25 protein-coding genes and 1 pseudogene are annotated in these 26,363 nt (G+C 54.2%); 17 read left to right on the plus strand and 9 right to left on the minus strand.

The genetic code is table 11. The features are described 5' to 3' along the window. Positions 1-24 precede the first annotated feature (24 nt). From MWU61_RS16370 to MWU61_RS16380, 3 genes are read left to right on the plus strand one after another with little or no spacing between them, the layout of a single operon-like run. Positions 25-1,005 carry a Gfo/Idh/MocA family oxidoreductase gene (locus tag MWU61_RS16370; RefSeq protein WP_281502220.1) on the plus strand — a complete coding sequence of 327 codons (981 nt, stop codon included), beginning with the start codon at positions 25-27 and terminating at the stop codon, positions 1,003-1,005. Continuing rightward, the gene (locus tag MWU61_RS16375; protein WP_247129537.1) at positions 1,002-1,925 is read left to right on the plus strand and encodes an SGNH/GDSL hydrolase family protein; all 924 of its coding nucleotides are present in this window, start codon (positions 1,002-1,004) and stop codon (positions 1,923-1,925) included. The genes MWU61_RS16370 and MWU61_RS16375 overlap by 4 nt, the downstream gene beginning before the upstream one ends. Next, positions 1,922-3,130 (plus strand): glycosyltransferase, encoded by a 1,209-nt coding sequence (locus MWU61_RS16380; protein ID WP_247129538.1) that lies wholly within the window; start codon positions 1,922-1,924, stop codon positions 3,128-3,130. The genes MWU61_RS16375 and MWU61_RS16380 overlap by 4 nt, the downstream gene beginning before the upstream one ends. Here MWU61_RS16380 and MWU61_RS16385 read toward each other — a convergent pair. Then, positions 3,110-4,177 carry an alpha-2,8-polysialyltransferase family protein gene (locus tag MWU61_RS16385; RefSeq protein WP_247129539.1) on the minus strand — a complete coding sequence of 356 codons (1,068 nt, stop codon included), beginning with the start codon at positions 4,175-4,177 and terminating at the stop codon, positions 3,110-3,112. The two genes, MWU61_RS16380 and MWU61_RS16385, sit on opposite strands and share 21 nt — an antisense overlap. 90 nt (positions 4,178-4,267) lie before the next feature. Here MWU61_RS16385 and MWU61_RS16390 point away from each other — a divergent pair, with 90 nt between their 5' ends. Further along, positions 4,268-5,002 carry a glycosyltransferase family 2 protein gene (locus MWU61_RS16390; protein ID WP_247129540.1) on the plus strand — a complete coding sequence of 245 codons (735 nt, stop codon included), beginning with the start codon at positions 4,268-4,270 and terminating at the stop codon, positions 5,000-5,002. Positions 5,003-5,033: 31 nt separating this feature from the next. Here the strand turns inward: MWU61_RS16390 and MWU61_RS16395 are convergent, their stop codons facing one another. Beyond that, the gene (locus tag MWU61_RS16395; RefSeq protein ID WP_247129541.1) at positions 5,034-5,693 is read right to left on the minus strand and encodes an ABC transporter ATP-binding protein; all 660 of its coding nucleotides are present in this window, start codon (positions 5,691-5,693) and stop codon (positions 5,034-5,036) included. A gap of 1 nt (position 5,694) precedes the next feature. Beyond that, positions 5,695-6,669, minus strand: a complete 975-nt coding sequence (locus MWU61_RS16400; protein ID WP_247129542.1) for a hypothetical protein — start codon at positions 6,667-6,669, stop codon at positions 5,695-5,697. 354 nt (positions 6,670-7,023) lie between these two features. Here MWU61_RS16400 and MWU61_RS16405 point away from each other — a divergent pair, with 354 nt between their 5' ends. After that, the gene (locus MWU61_RS16405) at positions 7,024-7,833 is read left to right on the plus strand and encodes an ABC transporter permease (RefSeq protein WP_348645589.1); all 810 of its coding nucleotides are present in this window, start codon (positions 7,024-7,026) and stop codon (positions 7,831-7,833) included. A 43-nt stretch (positions 7,834-7,876) separates the two neighbouring features. Here MWU61_RS16405 and MWU61_RS16410 read toward each other — a convergent pair whose 3' ends face one another. Beyond that, positions 7,877-8,488 carry a sugar transferase gene (locus MWU61_RS16410; protein ID WP_247129544.1) on the minus strand — a complete coding sequence of 204 codons (612 nt, stop codon included), beginning with the start codon at positions 8,486-8,488 and terminating at the stop codon, positions 7,877-7,879. Next, positions 8,485-8,658 (minus strand): hypothetical protein, encoded by a 174-nt coding sequence (locus MWU61_RS16415; RefSeq protein WP_247129545.1) that lies wholly within the window; start codon positions 8,656-8,658, stop codon positions 8,485-8,487. Before MWU61_RS16415 ends, MWU61_RS16410 begins: the two co-directional genes overlap by 4 nt. Positions 8,659-9,619: 961 nt before the next feature. On the opposite strand from MWU61_RS16415, the gene MWU61_RS16420 reads away from it, so the two are divergent. Continuing rightward, positions 9,620-11,506, plus strand: a complete 1,887-nt coding sequence (locus tag MWU61_RS16420; protein WP_247129546.1) for a nucleoside-diphosphate sugar epimerase/dehydratase — start codon at positions 9,620-9,622, stop codon at positions 11,504-11,506. Positions 11,507-11,528: 22 nt separating this feature from the next. Here the strand turns inward: MWU61_RS16420 and MWU61_RS16425 are convergent, their stop codons facing one another. Further along, positions 11,529-12,638: a polysaccharide biosynthesis/export family protein gene (locus MWU61_RS16425; RefSeq protein WP_247129547.1), complete on the minus strand. Its 1,110-nt coding sequence runs from the start codon at positions 12,636-12,638 to the stop codon at positions 11,529-11,531. Between the two features lie 140 nt (positions 12,639-12,778). Here MWU61_RS16425 and MWU61_RS16430 point away from each other — a divergent pair, with 140 nt between their 5' ends. Together MWU61_RS16430 and galE are read left to right on the plus strand one after the other, a co-directional pair. Beyond that, entirely contained in the window at positions 12,779-13,531 is a 753-nt protein-coding gene (locus tag MWU61_RS16430) for a metallophosphoesterase (protein WP_247129548.1), read from the plus strand. 33 nt (positions 13,532-13,564) lie between these two features. Then, entirely contained in the window at positions 13,565-14,581 is a 1,017-nt protein-coding gene (gene galE, locus MWU61_RS16435; protein ID WP_247129549.1) for a UDP-glucose 4-epimerase GalE, read from the plus strand. 44 nt (positions 14,582-14,625) lie between these two features. On the opposite strand, the gene MWU61_RS16440 is transcribed toward galE, so the two are convergent. Further along, complete coding sequence (locus MWU61_RS16440; RefSeq protein WP_247129550.1) at positions 14,626-15,285, minus strand: hypothetical protein; 660 nt, start codon at positions 15,283-15,285, stop codon at positions 14,626-14,628. Positions 15,286-15,404: 119 nt separating this feature from the next. Next, positions 15,405-16,514 carry a glycosyltransferase 61 family protein gene (locus MWU61_RS16445; RefSeq protein WP_247129551.1) on the minus strand — a complete coding sequence of 370 codons (1,110 nt, stop codon included), beginning with the start codon at positions 16,512-16,514 and terminating at the stop codon, positions 15,405-15,407. Positions 16,515-16,704: 190 nt separating this feature from the next. Between MWU61_RS16445 and MWU61_RS16450 the strand changes: the two genes are divergently transcribed. The 9 genes from MWU61_RS16450 to kdsA are packed head-to-tail and all read left to right on the plus strand — an operon-like array spanning position 16,705 to position 25,958. Beyond that, entirely contained in the window at positions 16,705-18,666 is a 1,962-nt protein-coding gene (locus MWU61_RS16450; protein ID WP_247129552.1) for a glycosyltransferase family 2 protein, read from the plus strand. Then, positions 18,663-20,000: a GSCFA domain-containing protein gene (locus MWU61_RS16455; RefSeq protein ID WP_247129553.1), complete on the plus strand. Its 1,338-nt coding sequence runs from the start codon at positions 18,663-18,665 to the stop codon at positions 19,998-20,000. The genes MWU61_RS16450 and MWU61_RS16455 overlap by 4 nt, the downstream gene beginning before the upstream one ends. A gap of 50 nt (positions 20,001-20,050) precedes the next feature. Then, positions 20,051-20,620 carry a dTDP-4-dehydrorhamnose 3,5-epimerase gene (rfbC, locus tag MWU61_RS16460; protein ID WP_247129554.1) on the plus strand — a complete coding sequence of 190 codons (570 nt, stop codon included), beginning with the start codon at positions 20,051-20,053 and terminating at the stop codon, positions 20,618-20,620. Beyond that, positions 20,617-21,657, plus strand: coding sequence for a dTDP-glucose 4,6-dehydratase (gene rfbB / locus MWU61_RS16465; protein ID WP_247129555.1), 1,041 nt, complete (start codon positions 20,617-20,619; stop codon positions 21,655-21,657). Before rfbC ends, rfbB begins: the two co-directional genes overlap by 4 nt. After that, positions 21,654-22,508, plus strand: coding sequence for a dTDP-4-dehydrorhamnose reductase (gene rfbD / locus MWU61_RS16470; RefSeq protein ID WP_247129556.1), 855 nt, complete (start codon positions 21,654-21,656; stop codon positions 22,506-22,508). The genes rfbB and rfbD overlap by 4 nt, the downstream gene beginning before the upstream one ends. Next, positions 22,505-23,374 (plus strand): glucose-1-phosphate thymidylyltransferase RfbA, encoded by an 870-nt coding sequence (gene rfbA, locus MWU61_RS16475; protein ID WP_247129557.1) that lies wholly within the window; start codon positions 22,505-22,507, stop codon positions 23,372-23,374. Before rfbD ends, rfbA begins: the two co-directional genes overlap by 4 nt. Positions 23,375-23,378: 4 nt before the next feature. Further along, the gene (locus tag MWU61_RS16480) at positions 23,379-24,338 is read left to right on the plus strand and encodes a KpsF/GutQ family sugar-phosphate isomerase (RefSeq protein ID WP_247129558.1); all 960 of its coding nucleotides are present in this window, start codon (positions 23,379-23,381) and stop codon (positions 24,336-24,338) included. 1 nt (position 24,339) lies between these two features. Next, positions 24,340-25,128, plus strand: coding sequence for a manno-octulosonate cytidylyltransferase (locus MWU61_RS16485; RefSeq protein ID WP_247129559.1), 789 nt, complete (start codon positions 24,340-24,342; stop codon positions 25,126-25,128). After that, entirely contained in the window at positions 25,125-25,958 is an 834-nt protein-coding gene (kdsA, locus tag MWU61_RS16490) for a 3-deoxy-8-phosphooctulonate synthase (RefSeq protein WP_247129560.1), read from the plus strand. Before MWU61_RS16485 ends, kdsA begins: the two co-directional genes overlap by 4 nt. Before the next feature lie 3 nt (positions 25,959-25,961). On the opposite strand, the pseudogene MWU61_RS16495 reads toward kdsA, so the two are convergent. Then, positions 25,962-26,363 (minus strand): annotated as a pseudogene (locus MWU61_RS16495) (hypothetical protein); the annotation flags it as partial.

The following is a 26,363-nucleotide window of genomic DNA, read 5'->3' on the forward strand; positions in this document are numbered from 1 at the left end:
ACCAAGCGACGAGAAAGCCCTGATATGTGTGACCAATCTAGTGTTCTTTTAGTTGGGGCTGGTGGCATGGCCGCGGCCTATGCAAAAGTTCTCAAAGCAATGAACATTGTTCCAGTTGTTCTCGGACGTGGCGCGGCCTCTGCCGAAAAGTTCGCAGCTGAAACCGGAATACGGGCTCAACCCGGTGTTTTGGCCGAACAGCTTGCGGATATTCCCACGGATCTTGCTGCTATTGTGACGGTAAATGCTCATGCTTTGGCGGAAGTCACTGGTCAGCTGATTGATCATGGAATCAAACGGATATTGGTCGAAAAACCGGCGGCGTTGGATGTCATTGAAATGTCCGACTTGCTCGTCAAGGCTAAAGCGGTAAATGCTGAAGTCTACGTTGCCTATAACCGCCGATTTCTAAGTTCAGTCATCGCAGCAGATCGCATCATATCCGAGGATGGTGGATTGGTGAGTCTGAGGTTTGATTTCTCCGAGCCTGCACGTCGCATTGGCGCATTGGGAAAGCACCCTCGTGAATTAAATACTTGGTTTTACGGCAACTCTACACATGTCATCGATCTAGCATTTCATTTCTTCGGAGCGCCCGAGGTGTTGGAGGCCCGTATCGCAGGGCAAAATGGCGTCGATTGGCACCCCGACGCAGGTGTTTTCGTAGGGTTTGGCCATCGCGCAGATCAAGCCACCATTGCATGGCACGCCAATTGGATTTCTCCTGGTCGCTGGGGCATGGAAATTCTGACGAAAGAACGTAGACTGATTTTGCAGCCGTTGGAAAAGCTTAGGATGCAAACACACGACAGTTTTGCCGAAGTAGAATTTACGCTCGATGACAAAAACGATCAGCACTTTAAGCCGGGCATTCTACGTCAAACGCGTGCGTTTCTGACGGGAGAGGACAAAGATCGCCTCGTTACACTTGAAAATCACGCCATGAACATGAAATTCTACGAAGCTATTCGGACAGGCCAAAGTTTCGGAAAGACAGGTACATGACCGAAGATGGAGCCGCCGTCGTTCGCGCAACAATTGAAACTGCGTTCGAATCTGCACAAGCACATGAACCGCAGATCGCCGTCCAACAGTTTGCATTGGCGCGGACACAAGTTCTCAGTTTAGTCGATGCTGACAAACTGGACGCGGCGATTTCCCGCGAACACGCAACATATGCGCGTGAGCGTACAATGTATCAAAATTTTTATCCTCCGAAGGCTGGTAGCTCACGTCATGTGTTGATCATGGGTGATAGTCTTGGGCTCCCCCGTCCCAACGACAACAAGGGAGAGAAGAAGGGTGCGGAGCGCACCTATACAGGTCTGATATACGAGAAATACTCTGACCGGTCCGTAACGAGCATGTGTCAACGCTTCTTTACGACGACGGAAGTCAGAAGTTTGCTTTTTGAAAACGCCGATTTGGGCAGAGATTCCGACTTTTTGCTTCATGTTGGATTAAACGATTGTGCAAACAGGATGTTTTTGGAAAATGAACGGATTGCATTGTCATTTCTTGATCCGGACACACGAAACCGTTTGATCGAATTTTCCCGGAAATATCGTCGCGATATTATCATGCGACTACCTCCCCACCATTACGTTCCACCAACACGATTTCGCGATAATCTGAGTGCTATTGTAAGTATGCTACGGACCCGGAATGCAAGACGTATTATTCTCGCGACAATTATTCTTCCCCCTGCCAAATCATGGCCCGGAACTCCGTCCATGAATCGAAATTTCGCAGCGTATAATTTGGATATTATGAATACAGTGTATGACCATGAGATAGACTTGTTGGATTTTGATCGCCACATCTGGCAGGCTCAAAATCGACAGGTACTTTTGCCTGATGGAATGCATCTATCTGATGCGGGCCACCAACTATTCACGGATAAATGTGATCCGTTCCTAAGATGACATCCACACCTTTACGGGTCTGTTTTGTCATCCAAAAGCTTTTGGGCCTGTCTGGGGGTGCAGAACGGGTGTTCGTTGAAACAGCTCAGGCAATGGCCGCACGCGGGATAGATGTAGAGATTCTAATCTATGATAACGGCGCAGGTCGTGCCATGTATGAGACGAACAGTATCGTTGTTAAGAACCTGTTTCCGTTCAGGCGTCCGAATCTCGACACACCGCGCACTAACAACACCCCATCGTCCATCAAGAAGCTCCCCCATGGGCACATCATGGGACATGTGAAATGGGGCCTGACGCACGAATTGTTTATCCGTACACTACGACGCCACTTACAACGGCACCCGCCCGATGTGGTCGTGGGCTTTTTGCCGCCTGCCATTACGGCCTGCGTTCGTGCCGCGGCACCTTTGAGCATTCCCGTCATTGCTTCTATTCATAACTTGCCTGAGCAGGACTTCGGAAACAGCATCCGCTGGGATCAAAATCCCATCTACCGGCGCCGTGCTAAGAAGGCTTTAACCGACGCTGATGCTGTTACGGTACTATTGGAAGATTTTAGGGATTGGTTTCCGGCACAGCAACAACCGTACATCCACGTTATCCCGAATGCAGTTGCACGGGTTTCGCCACAGGATGATCCCCGCCCAACTCGCCAAAAAACTATACTTGCGGTCGGAAGACTAACTGATGTGAAACGCTTTGATCTTTTGGTTGATGCGTGGACTTTGTTACACACAGATTTTCCAGACTGGCAGGTCAAAATATACGGTGAAGGACCAAATCATAACGCCCTGAATTCCCAGATTTCGGCCAGCAAACTTGGGTCTTCTATCCAACTTTGCGGAACGACGCCCCAGCTTGGGCCTATCTATGATCAGGCATCTATATTCTGCCATCCCGCGGCCTTCGAGGGATTCGGGCTTGTCGTTGCAGAAGCGATGGCGCACGGACTACCCGTTGTCGGTTTCGAGCACTGCACAGGGGTCAATACACTGATCCAAGACGGCATTAACGGACAGCTTGTCGGCGGCAGTGCAAAAGAGCTGTCCGATGGGTTGCGGCGCTATATTGAAAACCCCAAAAACCGCCAAAATGCCGGCAAAGCCGCCCTATCTATTGGTGAAACGTACGCACCTGAAATAATTTACACTCAGTGGGAAACGTTATTGCGAGAGCTTTCTCTAAAGAGACAAGTTTTTTAATGCGGATGGCCAGTCCTGCATCAATGCTTTGCAACCTGCGGCGGTGAAAGCGTCAGGCAGCATCAGTTGCTCAACACGTTCTGCCAGCAGAAATTCACCTTCGACCAAAGACGCTGAACACAGCGCCACAGCTAAATCAAACCGAGGCAGATGCAACGCGGGCCAAAGTTCGATGGGAAAACTTGCTTGCACGGTCTTGGCATCTTCCAAAGCAAAGGAAGTGTCGGTCGGATGATGTTTCACATAGACCTGATACCCCTGCTTCTTAAGATGTATCGCGATGTGTGTGTAAATCTGCCTTTTCTCGGTTTCCGAAGATAACCCGATCTTATCTAATGGTTGCGTCAATATCAGCGCTGCTGGCCCGTTTTGAGTGTCTATCACTGGTGGATTAGGTAAAAATACCGCCGCCAATCGACAAACTTGATCGGGCTTTAAGCTTTCATAAACTTCGGTAAACCCATGTTGGCGCGCTTTAACTCGCACCCGCTCAGGTAACCGGTCGGGATTAGTGACTTCGATAGCATCCACCCAGGGTTCTTCCCCCCATGTTTGCCCGCGCCATGACAATCCACAAAGCGCCCGCGTCACCGCTTTCAACCCCGACACTGGATGCGTCACATAATTGTTTAGGCCCGCCTCACGCATCACCAAATAGTCACAGCTTGCCCTTATTGGTTTGGATGTAAAAAATCCCGGATGGTAAATATACCCCGTCGTAAAATGACGTCCACCTAACATAGGCAATTTCCAACCAGTCGCGCGCGTTCCGCTCGGGCGCAAATTGCGCCTCAGGATACCAGGAAAATAGGCGGGAAATCCGGAAAAATGCGCAATCTCGGCCGCATCTGTCGAAAAAAGAACTCTGATTCTGCGCTCAAACACAGCCAATCGGGACTTCATGGCAGCATCTAAAGGTACGTCATCTTCAAGATAAACAACAACGGCACGGACATCACGTCCAAGGGCATCTGCTAACGCGAAAAACAAATGACGAGGGTTATTACAAAGATGTAATTCTACCCCTTTTCCATCTGTCTTTGTCATTTTTTTTTCCATGCACTAAAAGTAGTTGCGTCCGCTTACCGCGAGGCACACACAACCGTCAACGCCGGCACGAAAGGAACGCGCGCGCCAATGCCAACCGTCTCAATTTTGATGCCTGCCTACAATGCCAGCACAACGATTGGCTCCGCCATTGCCTCAGTTCAATCTCAAACTGAAACAGATTGGACCCTACACGTCATTGATGACTTATCCGATGATGATACCTTCTCGATTGTGAACGCATTGGCCATGAAAGACCCCCGTATTCAGCTGTCGCGCAACCCAGGCCCCCGCGGAGCGGCCTATGCTCGCAATCATGGACTGGACCAAGCGCAGGGGCGCTACATTGCGTTTCTCGATGCTGATGACCTGTGGAAGCCTAGCAAACTAACACGACAAATTGCACTTCTACGCCAAACAGGTGCCGTCTTAAGTTACTGCGGCTTTACCCGAAGGCGCCATGGGCACCCGGACACGCATGTGCAGGTGCCAGAAATATTAGATTATGAGACACTTTTAAGGGGAAACATTATCGGATGCCTTACCGCAATCTATGATACTGAGCGCTGCGGTAAGATCCCCATGCCGTTGATCCACCGGCGCCATGATTTTGCATTGTGGTTAACAATTTTGAACCATCATGGGCCTGCATACGGTATAAATGAACCATTAGCAGTTTTGCGTATGTCAGCGACATCTCTTTCCGCCAATAAAGTGAAAGCAACCTATGGAACATGGCGTATGTACCGCGATATCATAGGGCTATCGATAATGGCCTCAACTGCAAATCTGTGCCGCCATCTATTTCAAAGGGTATTCCGCTGAATCGCTATAGCATGCAAAGAATTTTGATAGCTTAGCCTTTGGCCATTTGGCTCTCGTATGTGGCAATACCTTCTTCAAGATTATCGTAATATGTCAGACGACCATTTTCCAAGATGGCCGCAGCGTCACACATTTTTCTTATCTGTGGGAGCGAATGCGTCACCACGACGGATCCTGCAGTTTCCATACGTTGGTTAAACATATCAATACTGGTTTTACGAAAAGTAGCATCGCCGACGGATGTTACCTCGTCGACCAAGTATGTATCAAAGGCGATCCCCATAGAACATCCAAACGCGAGGCGGGATCGCATTCCAGAGGAATATGTCATGATTGGCATATGATAGTGCCCGCCTAACTTTGCGAATGTCTCGACAAAGTCTGACAATTCATCAGTATCTACCCCGTAAATGCGTGCGATAAACCGGACATTCTGCGCACCCGTTAAATCGCGGTGAAACGATCCAGCAAAGCCCACAGGCCACGATATTGTCCCTGTTGATGCGATGCGCCCCGATGTTGGATCCATCGTCCCCGATATCATCCGTAGCAGCGTCGATTTACCCGCACCATTACGCCCCAACAAAGCAACTGATCGGCCCGTCGGGAATGTCACATTGATATTATCCGCCACCAACTTGCGCGATTTTTTAAGCACAAAAATCTTAGTTAAGTTCTCGAAACGGATCATCCTAGCGACGATCCCTGAGCGAGTATGACACCAAAACAAAGATCGACCATGCCAAAAACAAAAATACCCCCACCATAGCCAACAATTGAAGCCGTTGCGGATACTGCGCCCGCTCAGCAGATGTCGGAAGCACATGCGCGGCTAGATAGCGGCTTTGGCGCCTCGCATCTGCACTCGCCGCATCGTAGCCAGCCAAGGCACCAATATAAGCCTGTTCGGCAAATTCACGATCGACGGCCAAACGTTCAAACTCACCTACAAGATCAGCAAACACTTCACCGTCTTCGACGCCATTGCCGATACCCAGTTTGCGCCGCTCTTCTTGAATACGCGCTTCGATAACTGTGACACGGCGTTCTGCTTGGTCGATGCGCGGATCTCCTGATCGTGTAGACCCCGTCAAAATATCGAGTTCAATTAATGCCTCGGCTTGCTGTGCTTGTAAATTTCCCAAAAGTCCTGCCTGTGCCTGCATGTCAACAACGGGATCTACAATTTGGGTCCGGTTACGAAAAGCGGTCAACGCCGTGCGAGCAACTTTCAGGCGTTCAACGGCTGCTGCCAATTCATCTTGTGCATAGCCCAAAGCATCTTCACGCGCAGCATCGTTGAGCGCGTTAATCATATCAGAGCTTTCAGAGAATATCACTTCAGCGATCCGGGTCGCGTCCTGCGGAGCAAACGCGAGCGAGCGAATTTCAATAAGGCCTGAACCGCTATCATAATTGATCCGAACCATCCTGTTCCAGTGGCCAACAAGATCTTCAATTGTTCCTGAAGGGTCATACGCAAAAACAGGATCATTTTCCGGTTTGGACCACAAAGCACCCAGGCCGAGCTGCCTGTCCACACGGGACACGAGCTCTTGGCTTTGAATGAACTCATACAAAATGTCTGTATCTGACGAACCTGAACCGGACAAAGCGCTAATGCCGCCTAGGAGTTCAATCGGCGATGTGGCGTCTTCTGTGCGCACAGAAAACGCGACTGTGGATGCGTATTGGTCAGCCGCACGTTCATAGAGATACCAACCCGCAAAACAGGTTGGCAAAATAACGAAGACAACAAAACTAACCAGTACCCCCCAATGCCGTTTTCTTACACGTGCAGGCTTGGCCGGAGAAGCCACCATTGGTGCTGCAGCTGCAGGCCGGCGGTTCACAGCTTTCAGCGGCGGCTTTGCTTTGGCCGCACCTGGCGCATTAGGTTTTGTGGGTTTGGGTTGGGTCAAAACCTCATCCTAACAGGCAATTGCTCATTTTTTGTTCTTAGTACATAAAAGCGGCTACAATGGCTAGCCATTGCACTCCACACCTAGAGGCCGACAACTGTGGTAATCCCCCCGCCTTTACAGCCCCGTTATGCGACACCACGGCGCCGATTTGCGAGCATACGCGCTATATTGGCTCTCATGTTACGAGAGATGGCAACAACTTACGGCCGCTCGCCAGGTGGGTATATCTGGGCGGTTCTAGAACCAATTGGTGCCATTGCACTTTTAACAATCATCTTCTCATTGGGGTTTAGGGACCCTCCCCTTGGTACCAACTTTCCTATTTTTTATGCAACGGGCATGGTTCCATTTCTTATGTTTATGGATATTTCATCCAAGACGGCGACGTCTTTAACATTCTCGAAAGCGTTGCTCAGCTACCCATCCGTGACCTTCGTAGATGCCCTCTTGGGAAGATTCATTTTGAACGTCATGACACAAATTCTAGTCGCCTATATTGTATTCATCGGCATCCTGTTGATCTTTGAAACACGTACTACGCTCTACCTGCCATCAGTCGCTTTAAGCCTCACAATGGCTGCGGTTTTGGCGATTGGTGTTGGCAGCCTAAACTGCTTTTTGTTCACAATGTTCCCGATATGGGCTCGGATTTGGTCTGTTTTGACACGACCACTTTTCATCATTTCATGCACATTGTTTCTGTTTGATACAATCCCACAGCCCTTTAGGGACGTCCTGTGGTACAACCCGCTAGTGCAAGTGGTTGGGCAAATGCGCAGTGGGTTCTATCCCAACTATGATGCTCATTATGTCAATCTACCTTATGTATTTGGCATCGGGCTAGTGCTGATGCTGATCGGTCTTTTGTTTTTGCGGCGCTATCATCGGGACCTTCTATACAAATGAACCACAGCAACCTTTCCAGCGCCGCCTACGGCAACTGGCCAGCTTACCTGCGGCGCAAGACCCGCGTTGCAGTTTCCCAAATCAGGGCTAAATCAAAACAAAAACTTTGATGACGCTGATAAATCAGATCAAGGATCGCTTTACGTGGTACGCACCGAGTACGGTAAACGTGATCAGTTTGGGCTGCAGTTGTGGTCTTAGCAAGCAGCATTTCTTCATGCGCATGGAACCGCAACGACGCAAGTCCTGTGATACCCGGACGGTTTCGAAGCACCTGAGCATATAGCGTTGGAAAGTCTTCGACATAAATACGTAGTGGTGGACGGGGGCCAACAAATGACATCTGACCGCGCAATACATTGAGCAATTGCGGAACTTCGTCAAAACGACTTTTCCGCAATGCTTTGTAGGTCGGAGAAATCCGCCCTTCTTTGTCGCCCCCTGTGACGCCTGTGTTCCCAGCCGACGCCCGCATGGTACGTAACTTGATTAAAGCAAAGGCTCTGTCGGGTGTCATCATGCGCTCTGATACATAAAACAAGGGCCTGCCCTCGATTAACAAGAGTACCAGTAAGAGCATCACAAACGGAACAAACAGCAAAACACTTAATACAAGCGCCAGAATCACATCCAAGAGGCGTTTGGACCACGTCATGCCTGCCATCCCGTCGCCCGAACCTCTGCCATGATTGCAATCGGATCGGCGTCCGGCATCGCAATCAGGTGTTGTAGCTTAGTCAAATCCATATCCAACGCAGGAATGGCCGTGACGGGGGCCGGTTGCCAGTTCCACGTCGCACCGGCTGCTGTCAATAAATCAGCCATCGCGACGAGCCTAGGTTGAGCAAGGTTCAAAATTGGTGCCTTAATAGGCCCTAGAGCCAGGAGATCAACGCAGGCGCGCGCCAATGTCAAAGGTCCAATCATCATACGACGGGGTCCCTGCCCGTCACTAAATTGATCCAACTTGACTGGCCCGTGTCGCACAGCCCGCAAGAGTGCATCCGCCCCAATGACATTTCCAATCCGCAAACTCGTCACATTTGGATTATGCGTGATGGCCTGTTCTGCAGCCAGCTTAGCGCGGCCGTAGTCGGTTTGCGGTTGGCAGGGGGTTGTTTCCCTCAAAGCGCCCTGCTGAACTCCATAAACAGCTTGACTTGAAGCAAATAAAACAGGCGCACCCCGTGCAACCGCCACCGCAGCATGAGCCAAGTCTGTATTGAAATGAATATCTGGGCCACGTGTAATTCCTGATAGACAGATGACAGCCGTTGGGGTGATATCTGGCAAAGGACCATGCAAATTATCCCACACACAAATTTGACCTCCATTTGTGTCCGGGCTCCGCATCTGCCATATCGGCGAAACTCCGAAATCAAGCAATCCTTTCATCCAAAGCTTGCGCCACATCTGACCAACTTGACCACTGGCTCCCAAAATGAGTAGCCCAGACCGTCGCGATCCGGATAAAATGGCAGAGGGCATAAGGGCTATGTTCAAACAAATAAGACAGCTAGGATCAGCCCTCCAAAAATACGCTCAGGATCAGCCTTGTCAATTAAGACCATTCCCCTGCTTACCATGCGTCAACGAAAACAACGGCGCAGCATAGTGTTCCAGAGACCACCGTGACTTACGCAGACTGCGTAATACGTCCTTAACCTTGCCAAAAGACCTTTGTTTACGCTAGGCAAACCACCTGATCAGCTGTTACTAAAGTAGCTTGGAGATATAAATGTATCGATTTGTTAGCAGGCTTCCACGCTCCGCCAAATGGGTGATTATGCTTGCTTTAGATACGCTGCTTGCTCCCATTGCGCTACTGCTTGGCTTTGCCCTATTCCACAATGGATTTTCTCTTGAGCAGACCCCACTCTTTTCTGTACGTGCGATTTTACTCATTATGCTGATTTCGGGCCTGTTGGCCGTTGTAATGGATATTTACAGAATTCAACTAAAGGCTTATGAAAATAGGGCCATCGGCCTATCGGCAATTCATGCAATTGCCTTGGGACTGTCTGCAATCACGCTTGATGGTTTAACGGGACACAACAATCCAGTTTCTGGGTTTATCATATTCGCAATTATCTTCTTTTTGTTGGCTGTCGTGAGCCGCTTGGCTTTGTTACAAGTCCTGCTCAGCGTTTACCGTGACAAAGACACGAAGCAATCGCGGGTCCTGATTTATGGCGCCGGCCCGACGGGGCGGCAATTAGCAGCCGCGCTGCGGATGGACGACACGATCATTCCTGTAGCGTTCATAGATGATAACACCACACTGCAGGGCAGTATTGTACAAGGATTGCGTGTCTACTCTCCAGAGAAAGTCCGCAAGTTACAACGCACCCGGCAAGTAGACCGGGTGCTGCTCGCGATGCCTTCAATCGGCCGACCACGGATGTTGGAACTGACTAAGCAATTCAATTCATGGGACTTGGACGTACAAGCGCTGCCGTCCTTTGCACAGCTTGCACGGGGCACAACACTTGTTGGACAATTGACTACTGTCGCCCCCGGACAGTTCCTAGGACGACCCGCATTTGAAGACGATATGCTGGACGGAATAGCCACCTACCGCGACCGCTGCGTGTTTATCACAGGCGCTGGTGGGTCAATTGGGTCTGAACTGTGTCGGCAGGTGCTCGATTACAAACCTCGCTGTTTGGTTCTCCTCGAGATGAGCGAACTCGCATTGTACGAAATCGATAAAGAACTGCGGGAACAGCAGAACAATGAAACCGCAATCGAAATTGTTCCGTTCCTCGGTTCCGTCATGGATGCCCCTCTAATGCGACAGATCATGGAGCGGCACAGCGTCGAGATCGTGCTGCACGCCGCTGCCTACAAACATGTGCCTCTGGTTGAACGTAACGCCATTGTAGGCGTCAGCAACAACGTCTTTGGCACACAAACTTTGGCTATAGCTGCGGCTGAAGCGGGCGTAGCTCAGTTTATCCTTATTTCCAGCGACAAGGCCGTACGTCCAACCAATGCAATGGGTGCATCCAAACGGCTTGCCGAAATCCTGATTCAGGATCTGGCAAACCGCACGGCTCAGATAGGTCAGGGCAAAACGATCTTTTCGATGGTCCGCTTTGGCAATGTTTTGGGGTCATCGGGATCCGTCGTGCCCCTGTTCCAAGACCAAATCCGCAAAGGTGGTCCTATCACCCTGACGCATCGCGACGTGACGCGATACTTTATGACCATTCCTGAAGCGTCACGGCTAGTGTTGGCCGCAGGTGCGTTGGCCGTGGGGGGCGACGTGTTTGTGTTGGATATGGGCGATCCGGTACTAATCTACGACCTTGCGCGCCAGATGATCGAAGCCGCAGGATACACTCCACGTGATGTTAACAATCCAAACGGTGACATCGACATTGTCATGACCGGGTTACGCCCGGGTGAAAAACTATATGAAGAACTCCTCATCGGCACCGAAAGTCGACCAACCATGCATCCCAAAATTGTGCGCGCACGCGAACCACAATTAAGCGAAATTGAAGTCGCGGCAGTCCTTAAAGCCGTTCGATCCGCAATCAATACATTGGATGAAGACGCTTTACGGAATGCGTTAACTCAGTGGATAGAGCAAATTAGGATGACAAACCCACCGACGGTCTTACCAGTACAACCAACAGATACGTCGACGAAACCGGCATCACTTTAAAGGGGTTTTTGTCCCCCCGTCATCATAGCGCCGACGCCACACCCAATGTTGCGCCAAACAAGGCCAGAATGCTGCGGGCAGATGTGACCGGGCTTTCGGTGCCGTAGATCAGATCACCGGGCATCACTTCGAATGATTTGGCGCTGAACAGGCCGTCTGCAGACGTCAAATCAAGCGTAAACACGACCCATGGTTTTGACGGACCGTTCTGCCCTACTACCCGATGTGGATAGGTGCGCAGGATCAAAATACCCTCGGCATTGGCGCGGTCTTCGGCCAAGCCGCCGATGATGGCCAAAGCGTCCAATGCGCTGACCTGATCATCAGGGAACAGATGCTGGGCTTGGGTACCCGTCGCACCCAGCGACAGGAACATCCGGTCTTCTTCTTCGACAATCACACGGTCACGGCCCTGCAAAGTCGTATCCAGCGCAGGGTTCGCAAACAGCCGTTCGACGGATGTGCTATAGATCCGTTCGCCACGAAACAGTTTGATCTGCGGATTCACCAAACCGGAATCGACACCGCCGCCCTCGGACAGCAGCGATAGAACACCGTAAGACCGATCCGGCAACGGGTAGCGCCCCGGCGCGCGTACACCCGATACAAGGTTCACCGTCTTGCCTTGGCCTGGCGTCATACTCAGCTGCACTTGGGCCGACGGGCTGGTGTTCAGCAGTTTTGTCTCGATCCGCGACCTTGCCGCGGCAGCCGTCAGACCTGTAACACTGACATCGCCAACAAAAGGCAGGAAAATCTCGCCGTTTGGCGCGACTTCAAGGTTCTCAAGTTGCGTCACACGTTGCCCTGCCCCCACCAGCAACGAATTCTCGGCTGCATCCCAGATCGTAATCGACAACACATCACCCGCCGCAATTACCGGCGCCCCTGCCCCCGCAGATCGGTTCAGCCATCCGTGCCGCGCAGGGCCCACGCGGGGCCAGCTTTGTAACACAGCCAATCGGTCGCGCGTCACGGGTTCAACGGCAAAATCATACTGGGCGTCGGTGTCATGGGTTGCAGCTTCAGATGCGGCCAGAACTTCGGACTGGAAACCGGCACCCCGCGGGGCATTGCAACCCGTCAGCACAGCGCAAAGGCAAAGCGCCGTAAGCCCGCGAAAAGATAGCATGAAGTGGTCCCCCTGCTGGCTGTCCAGCACGGGCGAAAATACTGCCCCCCCCGTGGGTGTCAATCACCCCTTGGGGTAAGGGGAAAAACCGCTTAGGTTTGCCCGACACCGATTGACACGAAACGAACCCAAAGGCCCTTATGTCTTTTCTAAAACGTCTTTTTGGCGGCAACGCGCCCCCACGCTTTGATACACCTGTTGCCCCTGACAGCCCTGCTTTCATTATCGGTGATCTACATGGGTGTAAGCCTCAGTTGATGACGCTCTTGGCGAAGATGGACGCCCTTGATCCGGATGCACCGCGTGTGTTTGTCGGCGATTACGTAGATCGCGGCGAGGACAGCGCAGGCGTGTTGCGCACATTGTTCGAAATCAAAAATGATCCGCAAGTGACCTGCCTTATCGGGAACCACGAAGACATGATGTTGGGGTTCTTGGATAAACCAGAGACCAAAGGCCAGCGCTGGCTGCGCTATGGCGGGCTGCAAACGCTCGCGAGCTTTGGCATCGGTGGGGTTACCAATAGCAGCGAAGGCGCAGCCCTGATCACCGCTCGTGATGCGCTTTTGGACGCAATGGGGGCGGATATGCATGACTGGCTGCGCAATTTGCCTGCGACATGGAAAACCGGCAATCTGACCGTGGTTCATGCGGGTGCAGATCCGGTCACACCGCTTGCATTACAACCTGACAAAACCTTCAAATGGGGGCACAGGGATTTTGCAACGACACTGCGCACCGATGGCACATGGGTCGCCCATGGCCATACGATCGTGGATGCGGCAAACAGCGATGGCGGCAAGATCGCCGTGGACACAGGCGCCTATGCGACGGGCATTTTGACGGCGGCTTATGTGACCCAAGGGGATGTCACATTCGTGCAAACCCGCTAAAGACCTGATCAGATTTCAAAGAAGGCTATTGTTATGCGCGTATTGGTCACTGGTGGTGCCGGTTATATCGGGTCTCACACTTTGGTGGAACTTTTGGGTCAGGCCCATGCGGTTTGCGTACTCGATAACTACGATAATGCATCACCAGAGGTTTTGACCCGCGTACGCGCCCTGACCAACGGGCCGATCACCGCGTTTGAAGGCGACGTGCGCGACGGCACCATGCTGGACGACGTCATGTCTGATTTCAAACCGGACGTTGTGATCCATTTTGCCGGCCTCAAGGCGGTTGGGGATTCCATGACCGACCCGCTGGGCTATTACGACGTGAACGTGCGCGGCACGCTGCAATTGCTCGCCGCGATGGACCGCCACAATGTGCGGCGGATCATCTTTTCATCCTCCGCCACGGTCTACGGCGAACCGGTCTATCTGCCTTACGACGAAGCACACCCCACCAATCCGACATCCGTCTACGGGCGGACCAAATTGATGTCCGAACAGATCATCAGCGATTGGGCCGCGACCCATGCAGATGCATCCGCCGTGTTGCTGCGCTATTTCAATCCTGTGGGGGCACATGCCTCGACCCAGATCGGCGAACACCCCGACGGCGTGCCCAATAACCTGATGCCGTTCATCGCACAGGTGGCCGTGGGCACACGCGCCGAGCTGCAAGTTTTCGGGGATGATTACGACACACCCGACGGGACCGGCCTGCGCGATTACATCCATGTGGTCGACCTGGCGCGGGCGCATGTGGCGGCCGTTGATTACAGCCAAACCGCGACAGGTGCGCGTGTGTTTAACGTCGGCACAGGCACCAGCTATTCGGTACACGACATGGTCAAAGCTTTCGCCAAGGCATGCGGTCGAGACATCCCTTGCGTGATCAAACCACGCAGGGCAGGCGATATTGCAGCGATGCAAGCCAATGCACAACGGGCCAATTCGGAACTGGGATGGACTGCCACCCATACCCTTGATGATATGGCGCGCAGCACATGGGACTGGCAATCAGCAAATCCTAATGGATACGAAGACAGCTAGGCACACCACCTGCGTGACGCCATGATTGTGCGTTGAAAAACCGTCTAGCGTTCCGCGATAAACCCGCCGTCAAAGTTTTGATCGACGCCACCAACACTGACACCGCCCAAAGCGTTGCCACCAATGGCGTTATAGGCCCCACCTAGAAAATCGCCTTCCAGCTGGACCCCAAAATCAAGGGCATTGTCTGCCGTATCGGTCAGAACGCCGGCCACATTGACCCGCACCACAGTCGCATCACTTGCCGGATTACCATCGCGGTCCAACATGCCGCCGCTGACCGCCAGCGATCCCGTCAAATCTGCATCTTCGCTATCGACAAAATCATCGGCACTGCCGGTAAAAGACGCACTACCAGCGGTAAAACTGGCCGTCAGGGTCAAAGACCCGATCACGCTATCGGTAATGTCATCCGCTTCATTCGACAGGTTTCCGAACAGATACCCGTCATAGCTGGCCGCACCTGTTGTCGGGATCATCGCAAGATCGGTGTAAACAGGCGGATTGGTCGGGGCCCATGTATTCAACAAGGCTTGCGCTGACGCACGCTGGCCGTTGGTGCTGGTATCATCGGGTGTTGTTGTGTCCGGCACATCAGGGATCACCACATCATCAACCGGATCAGAACCACCCCCGCCGCCACAGGCCGCAAGGCCGGACAACATCACACAGGCCATCACTGGCCGCAAAAAAGCAAAAGTCATCATAACGCCCTTGTTCCAAAGCAGTCGGCCATGAATGCGGTCAAACCCTGGCTTTTTAACGAAAAGTACAGACCACGCGGGATGATCTACACCTATGATGTTGCTATTCGCTTAAGGCGTTAGGGTTTGACGTAGCGCTTGAAGCCGACCTTTTGGGCCACAGCCAGTTCTGCGATCAATTCATCCAGATCAGTCTCAGAGAATGGCGCCCAACGTTCGCCCCCCGCGATAAACCCGCCTTCAAGCAGACGGTCATACAGGATGCCAAAATCAACCTCGCCAAAGGACACACGGCTTGGGCGGTTATCCGTTTCTGGAATCCAGTTCTGTTTCAGCGCTGAAATCGTTGTGGTCTCGATGCCTTGGAACGCTTTCAGCTGGCGTGCGAAAATCTCGTCCAGATCACCAGCGCGGCGTGCAATACAGGCCACCTTCTGGTTCGCATCGCAAACCAAAGCCGCCATATGCAGCGGTGATCCGTCGATCGAAATGATATGCGTTGCCGCCTTATAGGCCGCGATCTGTTCTTCGAAATTGTGTTTTTGCGGATGGAACGCGGTGTAACCTTCCGCCTCTAACAACGCCTCAAGCCGTTTTTCCCCCAACAAAGATCCACGTGCAGGTGGCAAAGCGGACCGTGACACGTAGATCTTTTTCTCGCCTTGGGGGGCCACGCCTTTGCCGCCTTTGGATTTGATCCAATCGCGGAATTCAGGTGCACCTTCGATCATCTCGAACATGCCAAAGCCCTGTTGTGGGACATAGAGCGTTTCAACGCGGGTCGGATCTTCGATGTTGATGACAGGGACATCCACGCCCAGCATTTCGATCAGCGGCCGGAACACACCAACCACATGCTGCGGACGGTTCTGGAATTTCGGCACAAAGGCGATCCCGTCAATCTTCCCCTTCAGGTGATCAACAGCCCAGAACCGGCAAATGCTTTCCACAAGAAAATGGCCAAAGTGACCGAACAAAGGCCCCGCGAACATATAAGATCCCTCTAGGGTCTGGATGTCCTCGGCGGCAGGCATCGGTGGTTCCAGATTGATCTGGTTGGTGTTGCGCCATGTGATCGAATTTTCAACAAACGCCCCGTCTGCATCCAGCACGCCCGATTTCTGCACCGACCGGTTTTGATCGCCCTTTGGCGGGGGCACCACCAATGCGCCTTTCAAGCAGACGGTGTTATCAACAATCGGATCAGCAAGAGAAGGTGCGGTGAACATGAACGGGCCTGTTTTATCGTTTACGGCTTCCCCGATAACCTGCTCGGGGTATCAAAGCAATGAACCGCACGCACGTGGCATATCTATGGCGGTCGGTAAAATTCCTGCACAGCGCCGCTTGCTTGCGCCATATCCACGCCCTCTTTAGGGTTTAGACATAAGAAAAGCCGCACTCAGACGGACAGAGCAGATGACCATGACGACCACGCTTATTGCGACAGCCCGCAACGAAGGCCCGTTTCTTTTGGAATGGGTGGCCTACCACCGTGCCATCGGGTTTGACCGGATCATCGTGCTGTCCGACATCAGCGAAGACGGGTCCGAGGTATTGCTCGATGCGTTGGATGCTGTGGGTGCGATCACCCATATCCCGAAATCAGCGCTGACATCGCCCCCCGGAAACGGGCATCGCAACCGCGCCTATGCCTACGCACTGGCCTTGCCTGAGGTCCAAGCATCCGACTGGGTCATGGTGCTGGATATCGACGAATTCCTGAACGTGCATGCAGGCGACGGCACGGTTGGCGATCTGCTGTCAGAAGTAGGCGATCTGGGCGATACCGATGTAATCAGTCCAAACTGGCGCATCTTTGGCAATGCGGGTCATGCGCTTTATGCGGATCAGCCGATCATGACGACCCTGACACGGGCCAATCCCGAAACGCCTGTGCTGCACGACAAACACCTTGGCATCAAATCCATGTTCCGCCCCGGTCCTGTCACCCGCATCGGCCCGCACCGCCCGCAGTTGAATGGGCAACACACAGGCGGGCAGCTGCCGACCGTTTGGCGTAATGGGTCGGGCGATGATGTGACGGACAGGTTGTTGATCAAAGGTTGGTCGGTGAATGCCAAAACACGCGGGAGCGCGCTTGCGCAAATCAATCATTATATGGTCCGGTCAAACGCTGTTTTTGCTCTGCATAATCTGATTGATCCACCACTGGGGGGCGAACAAAGCCCATTGTCTGTGGCCGATCATAGCGTGTTCAATACCAATCAGGTGGAAGACACATCCATCACCCGTTGGAGCAAAGCCACTGCCCGCGAAATCAAACGCCTGCGCGGTGATGCGGCCGTTGATCAAGCGCACACAGACAGCGTTGCAGCGTTTCAGAAGCTGATTGGCCAGATGCAGATCAATGCCGCCAAAGATGCGACCGACCCGATCAATGCCCTGCTGTCGCCCGAAAAAACCCGCGCAATCATGCAGGCGCAACTGCCCAAACCAGAGACTGATGACGATGATGACAGCGTCATGCAACTGGTCGACCCCGACGATATCGCGCCACGCTGGCTGGCTGATTTGCGCAGGTCCGATCACCGCCGCGGCTGGTATTATTCGGATGAAAAATTCGCGCTGCAAATGACCTATCGCAGCACAGACACCCTAATCGTATCCTTCGACAACCTGTCGTCGGTCAAAGAACCGTCGCTTGCCCGCGAAACATGGGGCTATCCATTCTACCGCTCCGAAGGCTGGTCGCACTTGGGCGTCATGGCGTTCGAGAAAAACTGGTTCCGCGACGAGGCCCTGTTCAATTTCATCGAAGGACAAGCCAAATCGGGTCTGTTCAAGCGTTTCCGCCGCGTCGTGATGACCGGCACCTCGATGGGGGCCTATGCGGCAACGGCGTTTTCGTCCCTAGCGCCGGGCTGCACCGTGATGGCGTTTTCGCCGCAATCGACATTGGATAAAAAACTGGTGCCGTGGGAAGAACGGTTCGGGTCGGGGCGTAAACAGGATTGGTCAGGCCGCTACCGCGATGCGCCGGACTGTTGCGGGCAAGCAAAAGATGTCTTCATCATCTACGATCCGTATTTTGAACCGGACCGTCTGCATGCGGAACGCTACCAAGGCTGCAATATCCACCATCTGAAAAGCTGGTATTCCTCGCATAAATCAGCGCTCTTCATGCGCCGTGCCGATATGCTGAAAGGTGTGATGCAGGCCGCTGTTGCGGGCGAAATGACCCCGCATCTGTACTATCAGATGTTCCGGTCGCGCCGTGATCTGCCGTGGTATTATCATGGGCTAGCCGATCACGCGATTAAGGCGGGGCACAAAGGTCTGGCTGGCACCATGGCGGGTTATCTGGCCAAAAACGGGCGTCCCGCGATTGCCAAATCGATTGAGGCCCGCATCAAATGACCGATAAACCCCTGTCCAGCATTTCGGCCGCCGACGCCTACGCCAATGCCAAAGCGAACAAACTGCGCAGCTATCCATCCCCTGATCGGGGTGGCGACAGGCTTTACCCGCTGGCAAGCCCGTCTGCAAAACCGTCGTTCACGATGAAACCCACCGACTCTGTGTTCACCATCGGGTCCTGTTTTGCGCGCAACGTGGAATCCGCCTTGTTAGAGACGGGTATGAAAGTCACCAGCAACGAAGATCAGCTGGGCGTGGTCGGCGACAGTCTTGGGTTCACGCCGAATTTCTTCAACAAATACTCGATCCATTCGATCTATAACGACCTGAAATGGGCGTTTGAACGCGACACTTACCCCGGCGATGACATCATCTACCCGATGCACAAAGACGGGCTGTATGCGGATATGCAGCTTGGCATGTCGAAGCTGGAATTCGAGATGGACGACATTCGCGATTTCCGCACACGTTACTTGGATGTGATGGCGCGGGCCAAAGACGCGGACGTGGTGATCATCACGCTAGGCTATGTGGAAACCTGGTATGACAATAAACTCGAGCTGTACCTGAACACATCCCCGCCACAGCCGCTGATCAAGGCAGACCCAGACCGGTTTGAATTCCGCGTGCTGTCTTACAATGACATTCTGGATGCGCTGCACGACGTTCATGCACTGCTGCTGAAACACCGAACCAAACCGCTAAAAATGCTGGTGACGGTCAGCCCCGTGCCGCTGCTGTCCACTTTCCGCGATGTGGATGTGCTGGTGGCCAATACATACTCTAAATCAGTGCAAAGGGCCGCAATCGACGAATTCATCCGCGACGCGGAAGGTGTCGATTATTTTCCGTCCTACGAATTTGTGATCCTGTCGAATCCGGAACTGGCATGGTCGCGCGGTGATTACCGCCATGTCTCCCCTGATCTGGTCGCCCGCATCATGTCCAACGTGGTGACCCAATATGTCGAAGGGGCCGAAGACCAGACAATGACGGTGGGCGCGCTGCAAGGGTCTGCCCGCATGCTCTATAAGATCGAAGACTACGCAGGTATCAAAGCCCTGCACGCCAAACATCCGGACGTTTTCGCAAGCGACGCGGATTTGCTGGTCATGCTCGGCAATGCACACACAAAAACCCGCGACATAGAGACTGCTTTTGGGCTGTTCGCGCAGGCCCACACGCTGGCCCCCGAAAAAGCGGCCCCTATTGAACGCCTGATCACGCTGTGCCGTCCGATGCGTGATCCTGAACAGGCCCAGCGGCTGATGGTCCGCCACGAACAACTGTTCCCCAAACGGGGAAACTTCCGCAAGAATGCCACTTTTTGGTAGGGGCTGAACGCGTTACACAGCCCCTAAATTTGTTATGAAAGATTGACCCGATGCAAATCACGCCGACTGCCTTGCCCGAGGTTCTGGAGATCACCCCTGCCCGTTTTGGCGACCATCGCGGGTTTTTCTCTGAGACGTGGAACCGTAAAGCACTGGCTGAGGCAGGGATCGACATTGATTTCTGTCAGGACAACCATTCGCTGTCGGCTGAACGCCACACATTGCGCGGGTTACATTTTCAGGCCCCACCGTCAGCGCAAGACAAGCTGATCCGCGTGATTGCCGGCACGATTCTTGATGTTGCCGTCGATATCCGCAAAGGATCCCCCACTTACGCGCAGTGGGTCGCGGTGCCGCTATCCGCCGATGAAGGCAACCAATTGTTCGTGCCAAAGGGGTTCCTGCACGGATTCCTGACGCTGACCCCTGACGTGCAGGTGGTCTACAAATGCTCTGATTATTACGCGCCAGAGACCGACGGCGGCATCCGCTGGAACGACCCGACCATCGCGATTGATTGGGGGGTGGACGCGGACGACGTGACCCTGTCCGGCAAAGACGCCGAGGCACCGTTCCTTGCCGATTTCGACACACCATTCACCTATGAGGCCCAATCATGAAGCTTTTGGTCACCGGCGGTGCCGGTTTTATCGGGTCAGCCGTTGTGCGTCAGGCCATCCGTGATGGGCACGAGGTCGTGAACCTTGATAAACTCACCTATGCCGCCTGTCTGGAAAACGTGGCCTCTGTCGCGGATCATGAAAACTACACGTTTGTGCAGGCCGATATCTGCGATCGCGCTGCGTTAGACACTATTTTTACGGATCACCAGCCCGACGCGATCATGCATCTGGCCGCTGAATCCCACGTAGATCGGTCGATTGACGGCCCGGGTGAGTTCATCATCACCAACATCAACGGCACCTACACGATGCTGGAAGCCGCGCGCGCCTATTGGGAAGGGCGCGGCAAACCCGAAAACTTCCGGTTCCACCATATCTCGACCGACGAAGTGTTCGGATCGCTCGGCAAAACGGGCATGTTCACCGAGGACACGTCATACGATCCGCGCAGCCCCTATTCCGCGTCCAAAGCGTCATCCGACCATCTGGTCCGCGCGTGGCATGAAACCTACGGGTTGCCTGTGGTCCTGTCGAATTGTTCGAACAACTACGGCCCCTACCATTTCCCCGAAAAACTGATCCCTGTTGTGATCCTGAATGCGCTGGCCGGCAAACCGATCCCGATCTACGGCGCGGGCGATAACATCCGCGACTGGCTCTATGTCGAGGACCACGCCGACGCGCTGTTGACCGTGGTGCAAAAGGGCGAACTCGGTCGCAGCTACAACATCGGCGGTGAAAACGAGGCGACAAACCTTGATCTGGTCCGCATGATTTGCGCCATTTTGGACACTAAAAAGGCAGGTTCCGCCCCTTACGCCGATCTAATCACCTTTGTCACAGACCGCCCCGGCCATGACGCGCGCTACGCGATTGACCCGCAGCGGATTAGCAAAGAACTCGGTTGGCGACCATCCGTGACCCTTGAACAGGGTCTGGAAAAGACGGTTCAGTGGTATCTCGATAACGAAGACTGGTGGAAACCCCTGCAAGCCCGCGACGGTGTTGGCGTGCGTTTGGGCACCAAAGCATGAGGGTTCTGGTCTTCGGCGAAAACGGTCAGGTCGCCACATCTTTGCGCAAACGCGCAGGCGAAGCGCAAGTGATCTGCCTTGGTCGCGATCAGGCGGATCTTGGCACGCCCGATATGCTACGCGCCGCGATTGAGGGCACGGATGCGGATGTGATCATTAACGCCGCTGCCTATACGGCCGTCGATAAGGCTGAGTCAGACACTGATCAGGCCGAACAGGTTAATCATCTCGCTGTGGGCACCATGGCCCGTGCTGCCGCCAAGCGCGGCATCCCCTTCCTGCATATCTCGACCGATTATGTGTTTCCGGGCGATGGCGACCAGCCGTGGAAACCCGATGACGCAACCGGCGCGCTTGGCGTATACGGCGCCACCAAACGGCGCGGTGAAGAAGCGATCGAGATGGCGGGTGGCGTTTACGCCATCCTGCGGACCTCTTGGGTGGTCTCTGCGACGGGCAATAACTTTGTGAAGACGATGCTCAAACTCGGGGCGGACCGCGATGCGCTAACGATCATCGACGATCAGGTTGGCGGGCCGACCGCGGCCGATGACATCGCCGATGCGCTGCTCACCATGGCGCGCGCCTATGCAAACGGACGCACGCAAAGCGGCATCTACCACTTCTCAGGCGCACCCGATTGCACATGGGCGGATTTTGCGACCGAGATCTTCAAACAAGCGGGTATCACCTGCACCGTCACCCCGATCCCGACCACAGATTACCCGACGCCAGCCGCACGACCGCTGAATTCGCGGCTTGATTGCACCACGTTAGAGACTGATTTTGGCATCACCCGCCCCGACTGGCGCGTCAGCCTATCCACCATCTTAAAGGACCTCACCACATGACACGCAAAGGCATTATTCTGGCCGGTGGGTCCGGCACGCGGCTTTATCCGATCACCATGGCGGTCTCGAAACAGCTGCTGCCGATCTATGACAAGCCGATGATTTACTACCCGATCAGCACGCTGATGCTCGCCGGTATCCGCGAGATCGCGCTGATCACCACACCGCAAGATCAGGACCAGTTCAAACGGGTGTTGGGCGACGGGTCGCAGTGGGGCGTCAGCTTTACCTACATCGTGCAAGACAGCCCTGATGGTCTGGCGCAGGCCTATCTGCTCGCGGAAGATTTCCTTGATGGTGCACCCTCTGCAATGGTCCTCGGCGACAACCTGTTCTTTGGCCACGGGCTTACCGAATTGCTGCAAAAGGCCAACATCAGAGACGAAAACGCGGTCTTCGGCTACCAAGTCCGCGATCCCGAGCGTTACGGTGTTGTGGGCTTTGGCGCCGATGGCGCTGTCACGAGCATCATCGAGAAACCCGAAAAACCTGCATCGAATTTTGCGGTCACAGGGCTTTACTTCCTCGATGGCGACGCGCCCAAGAAGGCCCGTGAAATCAAACCATCCCCGCGCGGCGAACTGGAAATCACCACGCTGTTAGAGCTTTACCTCGCCGAGGATAACCTGAAGGTCCACAAAATGGGTCGCGGTTACGCGTGGCTTGATACCGGCACACATGCATCGTTGCTGGACGCTGGCAACTTCGCGAGGACGCTGGAAAACCGGCAAGGCCTGCAAACCGGCTGCCTCGAAGAAATCGCATTCGAGAACGGTTGGATCACCCCAGACCAGCTCCGCGAACGCGCCGCACTATTTGCCAAAAACGCCTACGGTGACTATCTGCTGCGTCTCATAGACGGATGACCCCATGACAAACGACGTCTCGACCCTTGCCTTTACCCAAGCGGCCATGCGGCTAGAGGCGGATGCGATCTACAAACTCGCAGACGACATGCCCGCTGATTTCATGCCCTTGATCCAGCGGATTTTGGGCACGTCAGGACGGTTGATCGTCTCTGGTATTGGCAAATCCGGCCATATCGCCCGCAAAATTGCGGCGACCTGCATGTCCACTGGCACGCCGTGCATGTACTTGCACCCGGCCGAGGCGAGCCATGGTGATCTGGGCATGATCCAACGCGATGACATCTGTCTGCTCGTCTCTAATTCAGGCGAAACCCGCGAATTATCCGACATCATCGCCTATACGCGTAGGTTCAACATTCCGATGGCTGCGATCAGCGCCAAGCCTGACAGCACCCTGATCAAGGCGGCCGATTATAAACTCATCCTTCCGCCGTTCAAAGAAGCCTGCCCCATGGGCCTTGCCCCCACCACATCGACGACCGTGACGCTCGCCTTAGGCGATGCGATCGCGATTGCACTGATGGTCGAACGCGGGTTTCAGGCGGAGGATTTTCAGGTCTTTCATCCGGGCGGCAAGCTCGGCGCGCAGCTGGCCCGCGTGGGTGAGATCATGCATGGCGCAGACACTATTCCAGTGGTCTCCGCCGATATGCCGATGCCTGAGGTGTTGATCGCGATGACGTCGGGCGGCTTTGGTGTGGCGTGTGTCACCCAAGACGACATCCTGCTTGGCATCGTCACCGACGGCGATTTACGCCGCAACATGGATGATCTGATGGCACGAAATGCGGGTGAAATCGCCACGTTAGACCCTGTGACGGTGCAAGCAGACACTTTGGCCGTGTCCGCCCTTGCGATCATGAACAACAGCAAAATCACCGCATTGGTCGTGGTCGACGATGCCAAACATCCCGTCGGTATGATCCATCTGCATGATCTGCTGCGGGCCGGAGTTGCCTGATATGAAAACCGCGATCCTGATCCCTGCCCGTTACGCCTCGACCCGTTATCCGGGCAAGCCGCTGGTCGAACTGACGCAGCCTGACGGCACCAAAAAATCGTTGATCGAGATGTCGTTTAACTGTGCACAACGCGTGCACAACCCGTGCACCGTGCATGTCCTGACTGACGACGACCGGATTGCGGATCATGCGCGCGGTTTTGGCGCTGATGTGATCATGACCAGCAGTGATTGCGAAAACGGAACCGAACGTTGTGCAGAGGCCGCCCATCAGATTGACGCCGACCTGATCGTGAACCTGCAAGGCGACGCGCCGCTAACACCGCCGTGGTTTATCGACGATCTGATTGATGCGATGGCCAATGATCCAGACGCGATGGTTGCGACCCCTGTCTTGCGTTGCGACGCACAGACCTACGCGCATTTCACCGCCGACCGCAAAGAGGGCCGCGTTGGTGGCACCACGGCTGTCTTTGATAACCGCGGCCACGGGCTGTATTTCTCGAAAGAAGTCATCCCTTTCATCGACCCCGGCAAACTACCCGACCCGATCCCCGTGTTTCACCATGTTGGTGTTTATGCCTACCGTCCCGACGCGCTTAAACGCTATATGACGTGGCCCACGGGCACGTTAGAGGCCCGCGAAGGGCTGGAACAGCTGCGGTTTTTGGAAAACGGCCATACAGTCGCTTGCGTCGAGGTCGACGGCAAAGGCCGCGTGTTTTGGGAACTCAACAACCCCGCTGATGTGGAGCGCATCGAGACTGCTTTGAAGGATAACACCCAATGATAGACCCTAAAATTGTCACGGTTGGCGATATCCCGATTGGCGGATCACACCCGATTGCGATGATCACCGGCCCATGCCAGCTGGAATCCCTCGACCATGCCCGCATGATGGCCGAAAAGATCGCAGAGGCCTGTGCGGAAACCGGCACCAAGTTCATTTTCAAAGCCAGCTACGACAAGGCCAACCGGTCATCCGTGACGACAAAACGCGGATTGGGCATGGAGGCAGGGTTAGAAATCCTTGGTCGCATCAAGGAAGAATTCGGCGTGCCGATCCTGACCGACGTGCATGATGCCCGCCAATGTGCGCCTGCGGCTGAGGTCTGCGATATCCTGCAAATCCCCGCCTTCCTGTGCCGCCAGACCGATCTGCTGCTGGCTGCTGGCGAAACAGGTGCTGCGATCAACGTCAAAAAGGGTCAGTTTCTGGCCCCTTGGGACATGGGCAATGTGGCCGAGAAAATCGCAAGCACAGGCAACGAACGGATCATGCTCTGCGATCGCGGCACATCGTTTGGGTACAACACGCTGGTCTCTGATTTCCGCGGTCTGCCGATCATGGCGCAGACAGGTTATCCGACCGTGTTCGACGCCACGCATTCGGTGCAACAACCGGGCGGGCAAGGCACGACCAGCGGCGGGCAACGCGAATTCGCACCTGTGCTGGCGCGGGCGGCCTGTGCTGTTGGGGTATCCGCGATCTTTATGGAAACCCACGAAGATCCCGATAGCGCGCCATCAGACGGGCCAAACATGATCCCTGTGGATCAGATGGCCCGCGTGATTAAGACGCTGCGCGCCCATGATACTTTGGCGAAAGCGCCTGCTTAGACCCTAAACAAAGACGAATTGGTCTTCGTTTAACGTCTCTGGCGTGATGTCGGACAATTGCACACGATCGTCGCCGATTTCGATGATCGTGCGCCCGTTGCCTTGGCGGATCGTGGCCCCTGCTTCAAAATCAGCGAAGTCATCGAAGCCAAAGCCGTTCAGCTGCACCACATCGGTCGCATCAAAATCGCGGACGTAGAGTTCTTCGTCGCCACGCGCAAAGATGAACGTATCAGATCCGGCACCGCCGTAGGCCTGATCATTACCACGGTTGACCAAAATCCGGTCATCGCCATCGCCACCATAAAGCCGGTCATCGCCCTCATCGCCGCGCAACACATCGTCGCCGCCGTTGCCATACAAACGGTCCGCGCCGTCATTGCCGCGCAAATCATTGCGCCCGTC

The sequence above is a fragment of the Loktanella sp. F6476L genome, assembly GCF_023015725.1.
Classification (GTDB): domain Bacteria; phylum Pseudomonadota; class Alphaproteobacteria; order Rhodobacterales; family Rhodobacteraceae; genus Yoonia.